The organism is Flavobacterium omnivorum (assembly GCF_900099915.1).
Taxonomy (GTDB): Bacteria; Bacteroidota; Bacteroidia; order Flavobacteriales; family Flavobacteriaceae; genus Flavobacterium; species Flavobacterium omnivorum.
In genome coordinates, this window is sequence record NZ_FNDB01000001.1 from 259,468 (window position 1) to 277,291 (window position 17,824).

The window sequence follows — 17,824 nt, forward strand, 5'->3', positions numbered from 1 at the left end:
AACGATAAACATGCCACTTTACAATTAATTCTTACTCGGTAGGTACCGAGGCGGGAGTAGAGTGAGGAATAACAAAAAAGGTAATAATAAAAAGGTTGTATGTCTGAAGAGAGAATTATTAGAATAAACAAAGTTTTAAGGGAATTGAATATTTCTTTGGAAAGAGCTGTGGATTATCTAAAAGATAAAGGAATTGCTATTGAGGCAAATCCAAACACAAAGATTTCTGATGATGTGTACAAGGTCTTGTGCGGTCAGTTTGCAGGTGACAAAGGGAATAAAGAAGCTTCTAAAGAAGTAGGAGAAGAGAAAAGGAAAGAAAAAGAGGCTTTGCGTTTAGAACGAGAGAAAGAAATTGAAGACAAACGCAAAATTGAGGAGGATCGTCTAAAACAACAGGAGGTTATAAAAGCGCGAGCAGTTATAGCAGGACCTGTTCAAGTGGGTAAAATTGACCTGAATCCAAAGAAACCCTCCATTATTTCGCCTACAAAAGCAGTTGACAAAGTTGAAACTCCAGTTGCTAAGGCACAGGAAGTAAAACCAGTTGTAAAAGAAGTGGCTCCAGAAAAAGTAACTCCAGAACAACCGTTGCAAGAAAAGGCTTTGGAAGAAAAAATTGTTTCAGACAAAAAAGAGGTAAAACCTATTGTTGGAATAAAAGAAGTTAAAGCAGAGGCTCCAAAAGAAGAAGTTGCTGCTGAACCAAAAGTGGTTGCGAAAACTGAGCCTGCGAAAGCAGATGAAGCTCCTGTTGATGAAACCATCACTACGCAATATCAAAAACTATCGGGAACTACTTTAACAGGTCAGATAATTGATTTATCTCAGTTCAATAAGCCGAAAAAGAAAAAAGAAGAACCAAAAATCACTCCGAATAAACCGGGTGCTCCAGGTTCGGCTGCAGCCAATGCAAATAAAAATAAGCGCAAAAGGATTGCTCCTAAACCAGGTGCGCCAAGACCGCCCGCAATACCAGGAGTTCCTGGTGCACCAAATCCTAACAAGATTACGCCTAATGTAGGTGGCGGTGGATTTAATGCGAACAGAAGTTCAAGACCTGGTTTTGTAAAAGGAAACAGACCTGCTATTGTTGCAAAAGTAGAACCTACTGAAGAAGAAGTTAAAAATCAAATTAGAGAGACTTTAGAGAAACTACAAGGTAAAGGTGGTAAATCTAAAGCGGCTAAATACAGAAGAGATAAGAGAGATACGCACCGTCAGAAATCTGATGATGAGCAAAGAGCTATTGACGAAGGAAGTAAAACCATTAAGGTTACTGAGTTTGTTACGGTAGGTGAAATTGCAATCATGATGGATGTGCCTATCACGAAAGTGATCGGTACGTGTATGTCACTTGGAATCATGGTAACCATGAACCAACGTCTTGACGCAGAAACCTTGACTATCGTTGCAGATGAATTTGGTTATGAAGTTGAATTTATTACTGTTGACATCGAAGAAGCGATTCAAGTTGTTGAGGACAGAGAAGAAGATTTAGTTTTCAGAGCGCCAATTGTGACGGTAATGGGTCACGTCGATCACGGTAAAACATCGTTGCTGGATTACATTCGTAAAGAAAACGTAATCGCTGGGGAGTCTGGAGGAATTACACAACATATTGGTGCCTACGGAGTAACTTTGGATAACGGACAAAAAATTGCATTCTTAGATACACCAGGTCACGAGGCATTTACTGCGATGCGTGCTCGTGGTGCTCAAGTTACCGATATTGCTATTATTGTGATTGCTGCTGATGATGACATCATGCCGCAAACCAAAGAAGCAATTAGCCATGCTCAAGCAGCTGGTGTTCCTATCATATTTGCTATCAATAAAATTGATAAGCCAAACGCTAATCCTGAAAAAGTAAAAGAAAGATTAGCAGGTATGAATTTATTGGTTGAAGATTGGGGTGGAAAAATTCAATCACATGATATTTCTGCGAAAGTGGGAACAGGTGTGAAGGAATTATTAGAAAAAGTATTGTTAGAAGCAGAACTTTTAGATTTGAAAGCAAATCCAAATAAAGCGGCACAAGGAACTGTTGTTGAGGCATTCTTGGACAAAGGAAAAGGATATGTTTCTACGATTTTAGTTCAAAACGGAACGTTGAAAATTGGAGATTATATGTTGGCTGGTAAGCATCATGGTAAAATTAAAGCCATGCATGATGAAAGAGGGAACATAGTAACTGTAGCGGGTCCTTCGACTCCGGTTTCAGTTCTTGGTCTTGATGGAGCAGCAACTGCGGGTGATAAATTCAATATTTTTGAAGACGAAAAAGAAGCGAAACAAATTGCCTCTAAACGTTCTCAATTAATGCGTGAACAATCCGTACGTACACAGCGTCATATTACATTGGATGAAATTGGACGTAGAATTGCATTGGGTCAGTTTAAAGAATTAAACATTATCCTTAAAGGAGATGTGGATGGTTCTGTTGAAGCATTATCTGATTCGTTCTCTAAATTATCTACCGAAGAAATTCAAATCAATATTATCCATAAAGGGGTTGGAGCAATTACTGAAACTGACGTAATGTTGGCTTCTGCATCAGATGCCATTATCATCGGATTTAATGTTCGTCCTGCTGGAAATGCAAGGCAGTTAGCTGATAAAGAAGAAATTGATATCCGTTACTACTCTATTATTTATGCTGCTATTGATGACTTAAAAGATGCAATGGAAGGAATGTTAGCTCCTGAAATGAAAGAAGAGATTTTAGGTACAGCAGAGATTAGAGAGATCTTCAAAATTTCTAAAGTTGGTTCAATTGCTGGTTGTATGGTAATGGACGGTAAAATTGTCAGAAGTGCTAAGATGAGAATCATTAGAGAAGGTGTGGTTGTCTTTACAGGAGAACTATTAGCATTGAAACGTTTCAAAGATGATGTAAAAGAAGTAGCTAAAGGATATGATTGTGGTATTCAAGTAAAAGGATACAACGACATCGAAGAAAGAGATGTTATTGAATCGTACCATGAAGTAGCTGTTAAGAAGAAATTGAAATAGAATTTTAAAATATTTATGAGAAATCCCGAGTAATCGGGATTTTTTTTATTTAGTTGAACATTTAATTATATTAAGAAAAAAATAATTTTTATTAGTATTTTGTTTTGTCTTGCCAGTTGTTACAATCAGGAAAAACCAGTTGATGAAAGTAAATTAATGGGCAACGATTACAGATTGTTTCAAAGCACTCCTGCTTGGACACTTGCCAAAGCAGTCGAAGCTGGGGATATCAAAAAAATAAAGGAAGAAGTACTTCAAAAAAAGGTCTCGGTAGATTATTAATATTCTCGGTTTGGTAAGACATTGTTAATGCTGGCTATATTTAATAGTGAGTATGCTTCAGTAAAAAACACTAGTAGAATTGGTAGCAAAACCTAATCAGCACGATACGTTTAAAGGAGGAAAATCTCTGATAGTTGCTGCAGGCAATGCTGATCCAAAATACTTAAAACTGCTATTAGCCTATGAAGGAGCTCCAAATTCAATCGAAAATGTATTTTCTGATCCAAAAAAGAGAATCAATTCGGGAAGGAATTCTGCATTAACTAAAGCTGTTTTGCCTTCTGTAATGGAAAAAAACAATCTTGAAATTGTAAAACTATTAGTTGAGGCGGGAGCTGATATCAATTATACTAAAATGGGAATTGTTCAAACTGCTTTATCTGAAGCTTTAATACTAGAACAAATGGATGTGGTGATGTATCTTTTAGAAAACGGAGCTCATTATAAGGTGCCTATAACACTTTTTGTATGAGTAGGAAGAGAAGATGTTTCTTTTTTATATTTATTAAGATGTTCTATATTTGATTTAGACTCGGAACAATACAAGAAAAAAATGGAGGTTATTACATTTTTAAAATCGAAAGGATTAGATTATTATAAAGAGCCTATTCCTGAAGGAACTATAGAACAAATGAAAAATATGTAACCTGACAATTGGCAAAAATACCTGAAGAGATATTAACCCGAATGGCTCGGATATTATATAATTATCTCATAAACGCTAGCGCATCTCATGTCCTGAAACAATAGCAACTAAAATGTCGACAAACAAAAAAGCAGCTAAATTTGAGTTGCTTTTTTGTTTCTGCTTAAATTTTAAACTGAAAGTTATCTGCTCGGCTATATCAGAAGGGTATTTTTGTTTCTATTCCTAACGTTGGCTATATTTTTTTCGACTTCAGTGCTGGTTTTAAAACTCCGACGTCCTTGATATGTTCAAGATGTAGCTGTTAGCGTAGTTTTGCAAACTGTACCCACAAACAAAGGCATTATAAACAAATTAAAACGGGAAACCTTTTCAATTTGAATTGGTTTTATTTTATCGAGTAGGTTGTTTTTAAAGGTGTTGTCACGTTTTGTAAATGTATTATGATAAAGCGTTTACTGGGTTATTTAGTCTCATATTGGCTCATGTGTGATTAACCGCAAAAAGGCTGCTTTAAACGTCCTAATTGTGGCCGATAACATTAGGAAGACAAAGCATTTTAAAACAAGAAACCACTCTATTTGAGTGGTTTCTTGTTTTAATTTAAAGAAGGTTAATTTTACTTATTAGGTCTTATCAAATGCACATTAGGATAACTTTTTCGAATTTCTATAAGATTTCTTTCGGCGTCAATTCTTGTTTTAAAATTTCCTACCCAGACTTTATAGTTGGGTGTAAAGAAAAAGATGGTACCTTCTATTTCTCTAAATTCTTGTCTAAAGGCATTCAATGTGCTTTTTGCTTTTTCACTTTCTCCGCTGAATATTTGAATTTTATAGCGTTCATTTATAGCATTCGAAATATTAGTTTTTCTCTTTTCATTTAAAAATTGTTCAAATTTAGAGTCTTGTTTTACAGTTATATTTCCATCTTGTGCATTGGTGTTCAGATAGGAAATGCAGAATGTGAGGGAGATGAAAAAGGCTTTTCGTAGGGCTAAAATTCTCATAATGTGATTGTTTTTGCACAAAAGTAATATTTAAGAAACGATACTCAAGATCAAATGTTATTTAGAATAGATATAAATTGAAATTAAGACTATTTTAAGGTTTTGAGAATAGTTCTTAAGTCGTATTTTTGTGCAAGTTTTAAAATAAAGGATCAGTTTTTATAAATCACTTAGAAAAAACTGTGCCAATTTTTAGTAGATAATCATTATACTATATGAAAAAGGTGGGTAACCATAATTCGATCTCAAGGAAATTATTTTTTAGCATAGCTTTGATGCTATCTATTTCCTTTACTTCATTTGCTCAAGAAGCTATTCCTGCGGTTGACGCCGCAGCTCCAGATGCTGCAGCTCCTTCACAAGGTGCTGACCCTGTTAAGGGTAAAGAGCTTTTTAGTGCAAACTGTGCTGCTTGTCACAAACTAGATGCAAAAGCAACTGGTCCGATGCTTAGAGGTATTGCGGCTAAATATGATGCTTCATGGCTTCATAAATGGGTTCGTAACAGCTCTGAGCTAATTAAGTCTGGGGATGCGCAAGCTGTAAAAGTGTATGAGGAAAACAATAAGGCAGTAATGTCAGCTTTTCCTCAACTTACGGATGGGGATATAGACAATATTATTGCTTATACTTCAGAACCAAAGGCTGAAGCTCCTGCGGCTGCAACTGCAACAGAAGCTGTTCCTGGAACTGCTTCGTCTGATAGTGGTGTTTCAAACAACATTATATTAGGAGCCTTGTCACTCGTGATGCTTATTTTGGTAGTAATGTTGTTTTTAGTAAACAAAGTTTTATCCAAAGTTGCTAAAGCGAATGGTATTGAGGTAGCTCCGAAAACTCCAACAACACCTATATGGAAAGCTTTTGCTAGAAATCAATTTTTGGTGTTAGTTAGTGCGGTATTTTTATTGCTGGCTAGTGCTTATTTTGTTTATGGTTTTTTAATGCAAATAGGAGTTGATCAGGATTATGCTCCAATACAGCCGATACATTATTCGCACAGAATACATGCCGGAAGTAATGGAATCAGTTGTAAATACTGTCACTCGTCCGCTAGAGTAAGCAAGCATTCTGGAATTCCTTCCTTGAATGTTTGTATGAATTGCCATAAAAGTATTGGAGAAGTTTCAGATACAACGGCTACGCCAGAATATTCTAAAGCTTTTTATGATGCGGAAATTCAAAAGTTATACAAGGCTGTTGGATGGGATGCAACTAATCAAAAATATACTGGAAAAACAGAACCTGTGAAATGGATACGTATTCACAACTTGCCATCGTTTGTTTACTTTAATCACTCGCAGCACGTTAATGTGGCCGGTATTGAATGTCAAACTTGTCATGGTCCAGTACAAGAATATGAAATTCAAAAACAATTTGCTCCTTTGACAATGGGTTGGTGTATAAACTGCCATAGAAAAACGGAAGTTAAAATGGAAGGGAATGAATATTACACTAAAATTCATGAGCAGCTTTCTAAGAAATATGGGGTAGACAAACTGACTGCCGCCCAAATGGGAGGTTTAGAATGTGGTAAATGCCATTATTAATCAAATTATTAAGATTTTAATATTTATATATGTCATCAAACAAAAAATACTGGAAAAGTGTTGAAGAACTAGACAAAAATAGTTCTATTGTTGAGGCGCTTAAAAATAACGAATTTGTTGAAGAAATTCCTACTGATGAATTTTTAGGAAATAGTGACTCTTTGTCTTCTTCATCAACATCACGTCGTGATTTTTTAAAGTACGTTGGTTTTAGTACTGCTGCGGCTACGCTTGCAGCTTGCGAAGGTCCTGTAAACAAATCAATACCTTATGTGCTTCAGCCAGAGCAAATCATTCCTGGGGTTGCGGATTATTATGCAACTTCCGTTTTTGATGGATTTGATTTTGCTAATCTTTTAATAAAAACTCGTGAAGGGCGTCCTATTAAAATAGACAATAACACCATGGCTGGTGCTAAGTTTAGTGCTAATGCAAGAATTCATGCGTCGATATTGTCTTTGTATGATAGTCTGCGTTTAAAAGAGCCAAAAGTTGAAGGTAAAAATGCTGCATGGTCTGTTGTTGATTCTAAAATTAAATCTAGTATAGCTGATGCTGCAGCAAAAGGTGGTCAGGTTGTGCTATTAACAAATACGCTTGCTAGTCCATCAACTGAAAAATTGATAGCTGAATTTCTAGGCAAAAACCCAAATGCTAAACATGTAATTTACGATGCAGTGTCCTCATCTGAAGCATTGGATGCATTTGAAACGGTTTATGGAGAAAGAGCTTTGGTAGATTACGATTTCTCAAAAGCGTCTCTTATTGTTTCTGTTGGAGCTGATTTCCTTGGGGATTGGCAAGGTGGTGGGTATGACTCAAGTTATACGCAAGGACGAGTTCCTAAGGCAGGTAAAATGTCACGCCATTTTCAGTTAGAAGCAAATATGACTCTATCTGGTGCTGCTGCTGATAAAAGACTGCCAATGTCTACTTCTAATCAAAAACAAGCATTAGTTCACATATACAACGTTGTAACGGGTTCTGCCTTCACTGTAAGTTTAGAAGATAAATTTAAATCAGAAGTTACAAAAGCAGCTCAACAATTAAAGGCTGCTGGCTCAAAAGGTGTTTTGGTATCTGGTATTGATGATAAAAATGCTCAATTATTAGTCTTGGCTATTAACCAAGCATTAGCTAGTGAAGCTTTTAGTACTTTAGGAGTTAGACAAATTAGAAAAGGATCAAATGCAAAAGTTGCTCAATTAGTAGCTGATATGAAAGCAGGAAGCGTTCATACTTTGATTATGAGTGGTGTTAATCCTGTTTATACTCTCGCGGATAGTGCTTCTTTCGTTGAAGGTCTAAAAAAGGTGAAGACATCGGTTTCATTTTCTTTGAAAGAAGATGAAACTGCTTTGTTAAGTACAGTAGCTGCTGCCGTTCCGCATTATTTGGAATCATGGAATGATGTAAGTTTTACAAAAGGTACTTACGGAATCACTCAGCCTACTATACGACCGCTTTTTAATACAAAACAATTTCAAGATGTCTTATTGTCCTTAAATGGTCTTTCAGGAACATTTTACGATTATATTAAGGGTAATGCAGCAACAGCAAATGCAGGTTCTTCTTGGAATAAAGTATTGCATGATGGAATTTTTGTTGGAGTTATACCAGCTGTTTCTGCAGGATCTGCAGATTATAGTGCTGCCGCAAGCGCGCTTGTTCAGTCAAAACCAGTACAAGGACTAGAGTTGGTTTTGTATACTAAAACTGGTTTGGGTGACGGACAACAGGCGAACAACCCTTGGTTACAAGAATTTCCAGATCCAATTACAAGAGTTTCTTGGGATAACTATGTTACTGTTTCTAACGCGGACGCTAAGAAATATGAGCTTTCCAATGAAATTGTAGCAAATGGAGGCTTAAATGGAAGTTATGCTACTATTACTACTGCGGATGGGTTGAAACTGGAAAATGTTCCAGTTATTGTTCAACCAGGCCAAGCTGTTGGAACTATTGGTTTAGCATTAGGTTACGGTCGCAAAGCGGCTTTGAAGGAAGAAATGATGGTAGGTTTAAATGCCTACGCTCTATATAAAGGTTTCAATACTGTACAATCTGTAACTTTAGTCAAAGCTGGAGGAGAACATGAGTTTGCTTGTGTTCAAGGTCAGAAAACATTAATGGGACGAGGAGATATCATCAAAGAAACTTCGTTAGAAATTTTCAATACAAAAGATGCCCACGTTTGGAATGAACAACCAATGGTTTCTTTGGATCATAAAGAAGTAGAAGCTACGAAGGTTGATTTATGGGATTCATTTGATCGTTCGATGGGTCACCATTTTAATCTTTCTATTGACCTAAATGCTTGTACAGGTTGTGGTGCTTGTGTGATTGCTTGTCATGCTGAGAACAACGTTCCTGTTGTTGGAAAATCGGAAGTAAGAAGAAGTCGTGATATGCACTGGTTGCGTATTGATAGATATTATTCTTCTGAAAGTACTTTTGAAGGTGATAATGAAAGAAAAGAAAATATTGCAGGTTTGTCTAGTTCCCTATCTACATTTAATGAAATGGAGAAAGCGGGTGATAATCCACAAGTTTCTTTTCAACCGGTAATGTGTCAACATTGTAATCACGCACCTTGTGAAACAGTTTGTCCAGTTGCTGCAACTTCGCACTCTCGTCAAGGTCAGAATCACATGGCTTATAACAGATGCGTTGGTACTCGTTACTGTGCTAACAACTGTCCGTATAAAGTACGTCGTTTTAACTGGTTCTTGTATAACAAAAACAGTGAATTCGATTATCATATGAATGATGATTTAGGACGTATGGTACTAAATCCAGATGTCAATGTTCGTTCTCGTGGAGTTATGGAGAAATGTTCAATGTGTATTCAAATGACACAAGCGACTATTTTGAAGGCTAAAAACGAAGGAAGACCGGTCGTTGATGGGGAGTTTCAAACCGCTTGTTCAAATGCTTGTTCTAATGGAGCAATGAAATTTGGAGATGTAAATGATACAGAAGCAGTAATTGCAAAATTAGCTGCTGATGAAAGAATGTATCACTTATTGGAGCATGTTGGAACAAAACCAAATGTGATTTATCACGTTAAAGTTAGAAATACCTAGTACAAAAAAAGAATTAATTAAGAATCAATATAAAGGATTATGTCGTCTCACTACGAAGCAACCATTAGAAAACCCTTAGTTATAGGTGATAAATCATATCACGATGTAACTGTAGATGTAGCTGCGCCTGTTGAAGGGAAAGCAAATAAACATTGGTGGATTGTATTTTCAATTGCATTAATAGCCTTCCTTTGGGGATTAGGCTGTATCATCTACACCGTATCTACAGGGATTGGAACATGGGGATTAAATAAAACTGTTGGATGGGCTTGGGATATCACGAACTTCGTTTGGTGGGTTGGTATCGGTCACGCAGGAACATTGATTTCTGCAGTACTATTGCTTTTCCGTCAGCGTTGGAGAATGGCGATTAACCGTTCTGCAGAAGCAATGACAATTTTCTCCGTTATTCAAGCAGGCTTGTTTCCAATTATCCACATGGGTCGTCCATGGTTAGCGTATTGGGTTTTACCTATACCGAATCAGTTTGGTTCTCTTTGGGTTAACTTTAACTCGCCATTGCTTTGGGATGTATTTGCAATTTCTACATATCTTTCGGTATCATTAGTTTTCTGGTGGACTGGTTTGTTACCTGATTTTGCGATGTTGCGCGATAGAGCTGTAACTCCTTTTAACAAAAGAGTATATTCAATACTGAGTTTTGGCTGGAGCGGTAGAGCAAAAGATTGGCAACGTTTTGAAGAAGTTTCTCTAGTATTGGCTGGTTTAGCTACTCCTCTTGTACTTTCTGTACATACGATTGTATCGATGGATTTTGCTACCTCTGTAATACCAGGATGGCATACAACAATATTTCCTCCTTATTTCGTGGCTGGAGCGGTTTTCTCTGGTTTTGCAATGGTGAACACTTTGTTGATTATCATGAGAAAAGTTTCTAATCTTGAGGCTTACATTACTGTTCAACATATAGAATTAATGAACATTGTAATCATGATTACGGGTTCTATAGTAGGTGTTGCTTACATTACGGAATTGTTTGTTGCTTGGTATTCTGGAGTAGAATATGAACAATATGCTTTTCTTAATAGAGCTACTGGACCTTACTGGTGGGCTTATTGGTCAATGATGACATGTAATGTTTTCTCACCGCAATTCATGTGGTTTAAAAAATTAAGAACAAGTATCATGTTTTCGTTCATAATTTCGATCGTTGTAAATATTGGAATGTGGTTTGAAAGATTTGTAATTATCGTAACTTCGTTACATAGAGATTATTTACCATCATCTTGGACTATGTTTTCACCAACATTTGTTGATATTGGTATTTTTATCGGAACAATCGGTTTCTTCTTTGTGCTGTTCTTATTGTATTCAAGAACATTCCCAGTTATCGCACAAGCAGAGGTAAAAACAATTTTGAAAGGTACTGGAGATAATTACAAAAGAGAAAGAGAAGCAAATAAAGATTCACACCATGAGTAATAAAGTAATATACGCCATTTATAATGACGATGATATTTTGATGGATGCGGTTAAAAAAACCAGAGCAGCTCATCACCATATTGAGGAAGTTTTTACTCCATTCCCGGTTCACGGTTTGGATAAAGCTATGGGAATTGCGCCTACAAGATTAGCCATTTGTGCTTTTCTTTATGGTTGTGTTGGAATTTCGGTTGCAACGGCAATGATGAATTATATCATGATTCAAGATTGGCCACAAGATATTGGTGGGAAGCCAAGTTTTAGTTATATAGAAAACATGCCAGCTTTTGTTCCAATTATGTTTGAGTTGACCGTGTTTTTTGCAGCGCATTTGATGGTAATAACTTTCTACATGAGAAGTAAATTATGGCCATTCAAGCAAGCTGAAAATCCTGATGTAAGAACTACTGATGACCATTTCTTAATGGAAGTTGCGGTAAATGATAATGAAGAAGAATTAATTTCTTTTTTCCAAGGTACCGGAGCTGTAGAAGTTAAAGTAATAGAAAAGCATTAATTAGAGATATGAAAAGTATTTATAAAATAACACTTCTTTTTGGGATAACTATTTTAGTTTCTTCGTGCCATAATACAACGGCACCTAACTATCAATATTTCCCAAATATGTATGAGCATATAGGGTACGACACTTATGCTGAATCGACCGCTTTTAAAAATGGTAAAGAGGGTCAACTACCTGTTGATGGAACTATTAAAAGAGGCTTTGTTCCTTATGGTTTTGATAATTCTACAGAAGGTTATGATTTAGCCAAACTAAATTCGGCATCTCCTCTAGATTCAATATCTGAAAAAGATCACGCGAAATCTAAAGAGCTCTACGAAATATATTGCGCAATTTGCCATGGTAATGAAGGAAACGGTAAAGGTAAATTAGTAACGCAAGGGAAATTATTGGGTATTCCTAATTATAAAGATAGGGATATTAATGAAGGTAGCATTTATCATGTTATGACTTATGGGATAAATTCCATGGGCGCTTACTCCAATCAATTAGACCAGCATGAGCGTTGGTTGGTAGCTTCTTATGTTGTTGAATTAAGAGCAAAATTATAATTGTTGAACAAACTGATCGTTATAGATATGTATACATTTTCAAGTAAATTAAAAACTCTTTCATTCATTCTAATGGCCATAGGTTTATTAGGGATTGGATATGGTTTTTTAACTGCACCAAAAGATATTCAAGATGTTGAAAAACTTCTTGCGGCCGAAAGTCATGGTGGTCATGGTGAAGCAAAACATGAAGCCTCAAGTTCGTCTGAGACTAAACATGATGCATCCAGTGCTAATCATGAGGTAAATACTGAAACAAAAGTGGAGGATACAGCTGCTACAATGCCAGCTACTGATGACACCACTGTGGTGGCTAAAGAGGCTCATTCTGAAGTGGCGCATGCCGAGACAATCATCAAAAAAGAAGGTCATGTTGTTAGTGAAGAAGCGGAACATTTAGAACACCTTAATCATGTATTACATCAACTACAAAATAAGCCTTGGGCTGCTTTTTACGTTGCTTGTATCTTTTTTATGTTAGTTTCACTTGGTGTTTTGGCATTTTATGCTATCCAACAAGTTGCACAGGCAGGTTGGTCTCCGGTTTTATTTAGAATTATGCAAGGTATCACGGCTTATTTGCCTGTGGGATCTGTTATCTTCTTCATTTTCCTACTACTATGTGGTTTTCATCTAAATCACCTTTTTATATGGTTGGATCCTGAAATAGTGGCTACAGATAAACTGATTGCTAATAAATCAGGGTATTTGAATTTTCCTTTCTGGATTATAAGAGCTGCAATCTTTTTGATTGGATGGAATTTATACCGTTATTATTCTAGAAAGAATTGTTTGGCACAAGACGATGCAAATGATAATCTTAATTACAAAAAGAACTTTAAGCTTTCTGCGATGTTTCTTGTGTTTTTTATCGTAACCGAATCTATAATGTCTTGGGATTGGATTATGTCTATTGATCCGCATTGGTTTAGTACTTTGTTTGGTTGGTATGTATTCTCAAGTTTCTTTGTGAGTGCAATTACAACGATAGCCTTAGTTACTTTATATTTGAAATCAAAAGGCGTTTTGGACCATGTGAATACAAGTCATATTCATGATTTGGCGAAATTTATGTTTGGTTTCAGTGTTTTCTGGACGTATTTATGGTTTTCGCAATACATGCTGATCTGGTATGCAAACATTCCTGAAGAAGTAACTTATTTTATTACTAGAATAGAATTGTACAACCTTCCGTTTTTTGGGGCTGTGGTCATGAACTTTGTTTTTCCTTTATTAATATTAATTAATACAGATTTCAAAAGGATTACATGGGTTATAGTTATGGCTGGTGTTGTAATATTGGCAGGTCATTATATTGATTTCTTTAATATGATTATGCCTGGAACTGTGGGTGACCGTTGGTTTATTGGAATTTCTGAAATTGCTTCTGTACTTTTCTTCCTTGGATTGTTTATTTATGTTGTTTTTACAGCATTAACCAAAGTACCTTTGTTGCCAAAAAGAAATCCTTTCATTGAAGAAAGTAAACATTTTCATTATTAATATTTAAAGTAAAAAACAGATGACAAGTTTGTTGGTAATTATAGTTTTAGTTTTATTAGCTGTTGCTTTATGGCAATTGACTAAAATATTCGATCTGACGCAAGTTGGTTCTAATTCAGATAGTTCGGAAGTAGCTACAGATGCTGATAATAACGTTCAAGGTTATTTAATGTTTGGTTTTTTAGCTTTTATTTATATTTTCTCAATTTACGGATTATTTAAATGGGGTCCGCTTGTTCTTCATACTCCTGCTTCAGCCCATGGGGGTGAAGTGGACAACCTGATGAACATTACCTGGGCTCTTATTTTTATTGTTCAAGCAATTACTCAGGTTTTGCTGCATTACTTTGCCTTTAAATACAGAGGAAAGAAGGATCAGAAAGCATTATACTTTGCAGATAATAATAAGTTAGAGGCAATCTGGAGCGTTATCCCGGCTGTTGTTTTGGCAGGTTTGATATTATACGGTTTGTATGCTTGGACAAATATTATGTTTGTTGATGAGGATGAAGATACTGTTGTTATTGAATTGTATGCACAACAATTTAACTGGAAAGCAAGATATTCAGGGGATGATAATGTTTTGGGAAAAGCAAATGTTAGGTATATTGAAGGTGCCAATGCTGTTGGTGTTGATTTAGCTGATCCTTACGCTCAAGATGATATTGTTGTAACGGAACTTCATATTCCAAAGGGTAAAAAAATTCTCTTTAAAATGCGTTCTCAGGATGTTTTACATTCCGCTTATATGCCGTATTTTAGAGCGCAAATGAATTGTGTTCCAGGAATGGTGACTCAATTTGCTTTTGAACCAATATATACTACTGCCGAGTACAGAGAATTGCCATACATGGTTGAAAAAGTAGCTAACATTAATGCTATTAGAACTAAAAAAAGTGCTGCTCTTGTTGCCAAGGGTGAAACTGCTTTGGATCCTTATACTTTTGATTACTTGCTTCTTTGTAATAAAATTTGTGGTGCCTCTCATTACAACATGCAAATGAAGATTATAGTAGACACTCCCGAAGATTATAAGGCTTGGTTGAAAGATAAAGCTACTGTGGTGAATGAAGTCAAAGCCGCTTTAGCGAGTGAAACAGCTACAACAGACGGTGCAGCTGGAGTTCATTCTACAAAGGCAGGTGATTCTGTAAAAGTTGTTGCAGTAATGCCTGTTAAATAATTAATTAAGAAAATTTAAAGTAAACATATATGTCAGCAGAAGGTCACGATCACGCAATAGATCACGAACACGAACACCACCATAAAGACACTTTTATTACTAAATATATTTTTAGTATTGATCATAAGATGATTGCCAAACAATATCTGATTACCGGTATATTTATGGGAATTATTGGAGTAGGAATGTCTATGCTTTTTAGAATGCAATTAGCATGGCCTGAAGAATCATTTAGAATTTTCAATATTTTACTTGGAGATAAGTTTGCTCCTAATGGAGTGATGGCTAACGATATTTATTTAGCATTGGTCACAATACACGGGACGATAATGGTTTTCTTTGTATTAACCGCGGCACTCAGCGGAACCTTTAGTAATTTATTGATACCGCTTCAGATTGGAGCTAGAGATATGGCGTCTGGGTTTATGAATATGATTTCCTACTGGCTGTTTTTTCTATCTAGTGTCATCATGATTGGATCTCTTTTTGTAGAAGCTGGTCCAGCATCTTCTGGATGGACAATTTACCCGCCGCTTAGTGCTTTACCACAAGCGATTCCGGGTTCTGGGATGGGAATGACATTATGGTTGGTTTCTATGGCTATTTTTATCGCATCTTCCTTAATGGGATCTTTAAACTATGTAGTTACAGTAATTAATTTAAGAACTAAAGGAATGTCTATGACAAGATTGCCACTTACAATTTGGGCTTTCTTTGTTACTGCTATTATCGGTATTGTTTCTTTTCCAGTTCTTTTATCTGCAGCTTTACTTTTGATTTTCGATAGAAGTTTTGGTACTTCTTTCTTCTTATCCGATATTTATATTGCTGGAGAAGTTTTACATTATCAAGGTGGATCACCTGTATTGTTTGAGCACTTGTTCTGGTTCTTAGGGCATCCAGAAGTTTATATTGTTTTACTTCCGGCATTGGGAATTACTTCTGAGGTTATAGCAACAAATTCTCGTAAACCAATTTTTGGTTACCGAGCGATGATTATGTCAATTTTGGCTATTGCGTTTTTATCAACTATTGTTTGGGGTCACCACATGTTTGTATCTGGAATGAATCCATTTTTAGGTTCTGTGTTTACATTTACAACATTGTTGATTGCTATTCCTTCGGCTGTTAAAGCTTTTAATTACATCACAACACTTTGGAAAGGTAACTTGCAGTTGAATCCGGCTATGTTATTTTCAATTGGTTTAGTTTCTACATTTATTACTGGTGGTTTGACAGGAATTATTCTTGGAGATAGTACACTTGATATTAATGTCCATGATACCTATTTCGTTGTAGCTCACTTTCACTTAGTAATGGGTATATCTGCTCTTTATGGTATGTTTGCTGGTATCTATCATTGGTTTCCAAGAATGTTTGGAAGAATGTTAAATAAGAATCTTGGTTATGTGCATTTTTGGGTAACTGCAATTTGTGCTTATGGTGTTTTCTTTCCAATGCACTTTATTGGATTAGCTGGTTTGCCTAGACGTTATTATACAAATACTAACTTTCCATTATTTGATGATTTACAAAATGTTAATGTATTGATTACGACTTTTGCATTAATTGGTGGAGCTTTTCAATTGGTCTTTTTATATAATTTCTTTGTTAGTATTTTCTACGGGAAAAAATCAGTAATGAACCCATGGAAATCAAATACTTTAGAATGGACTGCTCCTGTAGAACACATTCATGGTAACTGGCCAGGTGCAATTCCTGAGGTATATCGTTGGCCTTATGATTATAGTAATCCATCTCACGATGTGGATTTTGTACCGCAGAATGTGCCAATGAAAGAAGGTGAAGAAGTTTTACATCACTAAAATAATAGGAAAAGCCTTTACGAAAGTAAGGGCTTTTTTTTTGTCTTTTAATTTATAACTTTTAATTTTTCCTTCTTGTCAAGATTTTACTGTTTTTTCAAAGCAATTTTCGAAAAGGATCAATTTGAATTCTAGTTAACTCATTTCTTTCTTTATCTTTGTTTCATGAATGAAAATTTAGACCCAACGTCAAATGGTTATAATGCAGAAGAGCTTGATCTTGAAAAAAAATTAAGACCACTTTCTTTTGATGATTTTGCCGGTCAAGATCAAATATTGGAAAATTTAAAAGTTTTTGTTCAAGCTGCAAATCAACGAAACGAAGCTCTTGACCATACTCTTTTTCATGGACCTCCGGGACTTGGAAAAACAACTTTAGCTAATATTTTGGCTAACGAGTTACAAGTTGGAATTAAAATCACCTCTGGTCCTGTTTTGGATAAGCCAGGTGATTTGGCTGGTTTGTTAACTAATCTTGAAGAAAGAGACGTTTTGTTTATTGATGAAATTCATCGGTTGAGTCCCATAGTGGAGGAGTATTTGTATTCAGCAATGGAAGATTTTAAGATCGATATCATGATTGAATCTGGGCCAAATGCTCGTACTGTACAAATTAATCTAAATCCTTTTACTTTAATTGGAGCAACGACTCGTTCTGGTCTTTTGACTGCTCCCATGAGAGCCCGTTTTGGAATATCATCTCGTTTGCAGTATTATACAACGGAATTACTAACTACAATTGTTGAAAGAAGTGCCGCAATTTTTAAAATGCCTATTTCGATGGAAGCAGCCATAGAAATTGCAGGTAGAAGCCGAGGAACTCCAAGAATTGCTAATGCTTTGTTGCGTCGCGTGCGTGATTTTGCCCAAATAAAAGGCAATGGTACCATTGATATAGAAATTGCTCGTTACGCTTTAAAAGCCCTCAATGTTGATGCTCATGGATTGGATGAGATGGATAATAAAATATTAAATACTATTATTGATAAATTTAAGGGAGGACCTGTTGGTTTGTCAACTTTGGCTACGGCCGTTTCTGAAAGTAGCGAAACTATAGAAGAGGTGTACGAGCCCTTTTTGATTCAAGAAGGATTTATTATGAGAACACCAAGAGGTAGGGAAGTAACTGAGAAAGCCTATTCCCATTTAGGAAAAGTAAAAATTAATGTGCAAGGTGGATTATTTTAATATATTAAGAAGAGAATTC

General features: G+C 35.8%; 13 protein-coding genes. 12 read left to right on the forward strand and 1 reads right to left on the reverse strand.

Annotation, left to right across the window (positions count from 1 at the left end):
* Positions 1-99 precede the first annotated feature (99 nt).
* From infB to BLS90_RS01215, 3 genes are all read left to right on the forward strand, one after another.
* The gene (gene infB / locus BLS90_RS01205) at positions 100-3,015 is read left to right on the forward strand and encodes a translation initiation factor IF-2 (protein WP_091254094.1); all 2,916 of its coding nucleotides are present in this window, start codon (positions 100-102) and stop codon (positions 3,013-3,015) included.
* A 156-nt stretch (positions 3,016-3,171) separates the two neighbouring features.
* Entirely contained in the window at positions 3,172-3,297 is a 126-nt protein-coding gene (locus tag BLS90_RS17215; RefSeq protein ID WP_262488551.1) for a hypothetical protein, read from the forward strand.
* 79 nt (positions 3,298-3,376) lie between these two features.
* Positions 3,377-3,769 (forward strand): ankyrin repeat domain-containing protein, encoded by a 393-nt coding sequence (locus BLS90_RS01215; protein WP_091254101.1) that lies wholly within the window; start codon positions 3,377-3,379, stop codon positions 3,767-3,769.
* Positions 3,770-4,562: 793 nt separating this feature from the next.
* Here BLS90_RS01215 and BLS90_RS01220 read toward each other — a convergent pair.
* The gene (locus tag BLS90_RS01220) at positions 4,563-4,952 is read right to left on the reverse strand and encodes a sporulation protein (RefSeq protein ID WP_091254105.1); all 390 of its coding nucleotides are present in this window, start codon (positions 4,950-4,952) and stop codon (positions 4,563-4,565) included.
* Between the two features lie 215 nt (positions 4,953-5,167).
* On the opposite strand from BLS90_RS01220, the gene BLS90_RS01225 reads away from it, so the two are divergent.
* From BLS90_RS01225 to ruvB, 9 genes are all read left to right on the forward strand, one after another.
* Positions 5,168-6,502, forward strand: coding sequence for a c-type cytochrome (locus BLS90_RS01225; protein ID WP_091254108.1), 1,335 nt, complete (start codon positions 5,168-5,170; stop codon positions 6,500-6,502).
* Between the two features lie 29 nt (positions 6,503-6,531).
* Complete coding sequence (locus BLS90_RS01230; RefSeq protein WP_091254111.1) at positions 6,532-9,588, forward strand: TAT-variant-translocated molybdopterin oxidoreductase; 3,057 nt, start codon at positions 6,532-6,534, stop codon at positions 9,586-9,588.
* A gap of 39 nt (positions 9,589-9,627) precedes the next feature.
* Positions 9,628-11,031 (forward strand): NrfD/PsrC family molybdoenzyme membrane anchor subunit, encoded by a 1,404-nt coding sequence (gene nrfD, locus BLS90_RS01235; RefSeq protein WP_066080449.1) that lies wholly within the window; start codon positions 9,628-9,630, stop codon positions 11,029-11,031.
* Positions 11,024-11,548: a DUF3341 domain-containing protein gene (locus tag BLS90_RS01240; protein ID WP_091254113.1), complete on the forward strand. Its 525-nt coding sequence runs from the start codon at positions 11,024-11,026 to the stop codon at positions 11,546-11,548. The genes nrfD and BLS90_RS01240 overlap by 8 nt, the downstream gene beginning before the upstream one ends.
* A gap of 8 nt (positions 11,549-11,556) precedes the next feature.
* Positions 11,557-12,105, forward strand: a complete 549-nt coding sequence (locus tag BLS90_RS01245; RefSeq protein ID WP_091254116.1) for a c-type cytochrome — start codon at positions 11,557-11,559, stop codon at positions 12,103-12,105.
* Positions 12,106-12,132: 27 nt separating this feature from the next.
* Positions 12,133-13,608 carry a cation-translocating P-type ATPase gene (locus BLS90_RS01250; RefSeq protein WP_091254120.1) on the forward strand — a complete coding sequence of 492 codons (1,476 nt, stop codon included), beginning with the start codon at positions 12,133-12,135 and terminating at the stop codon, positions 13,606-13,608.
* A gap of 19 nt (positions 13,609-13,627) precedes the next feature.
* Positions 13,628-14,791, forward strand: coding sequence for a cytochrome c oxidase subunit II (locus BLS90_RS01255; protein WP_091254124.1), 1,164 nt, complete (start codon positions 13,628-13,630; stop codon positions 14,789-14,791).
* 29 nt (positions 14,792-14,820) lie between these two features.
* Positions 14,821-16,617, forward strand: coding sequence for a cytochrome c oxidase subunit I (locus tag BLS90_RS01260; protein ID WP_091254127.1), 1,797 nt, complete (start codon positions 14,821-14,823; stop codon positions 16,615-16,617).
* A 165-nt stretch (positions 16,618-16,782) separates the two neighbouring features.
* Positions 16,783-17,805: a Holliday junction branch migration DNA helicase RuvB gene (ruvB, locus tag BLS90_RS01265; protein ID WP_073352187.1), complete on the forward strand. Its 1,023-nt coding sequence runs from the start codon at positions 16,783-16,785 to the stop codon at positions 17,803-17,805.
* Positions 17,806-17,824 lie beyond the last annotated feature (19 nt).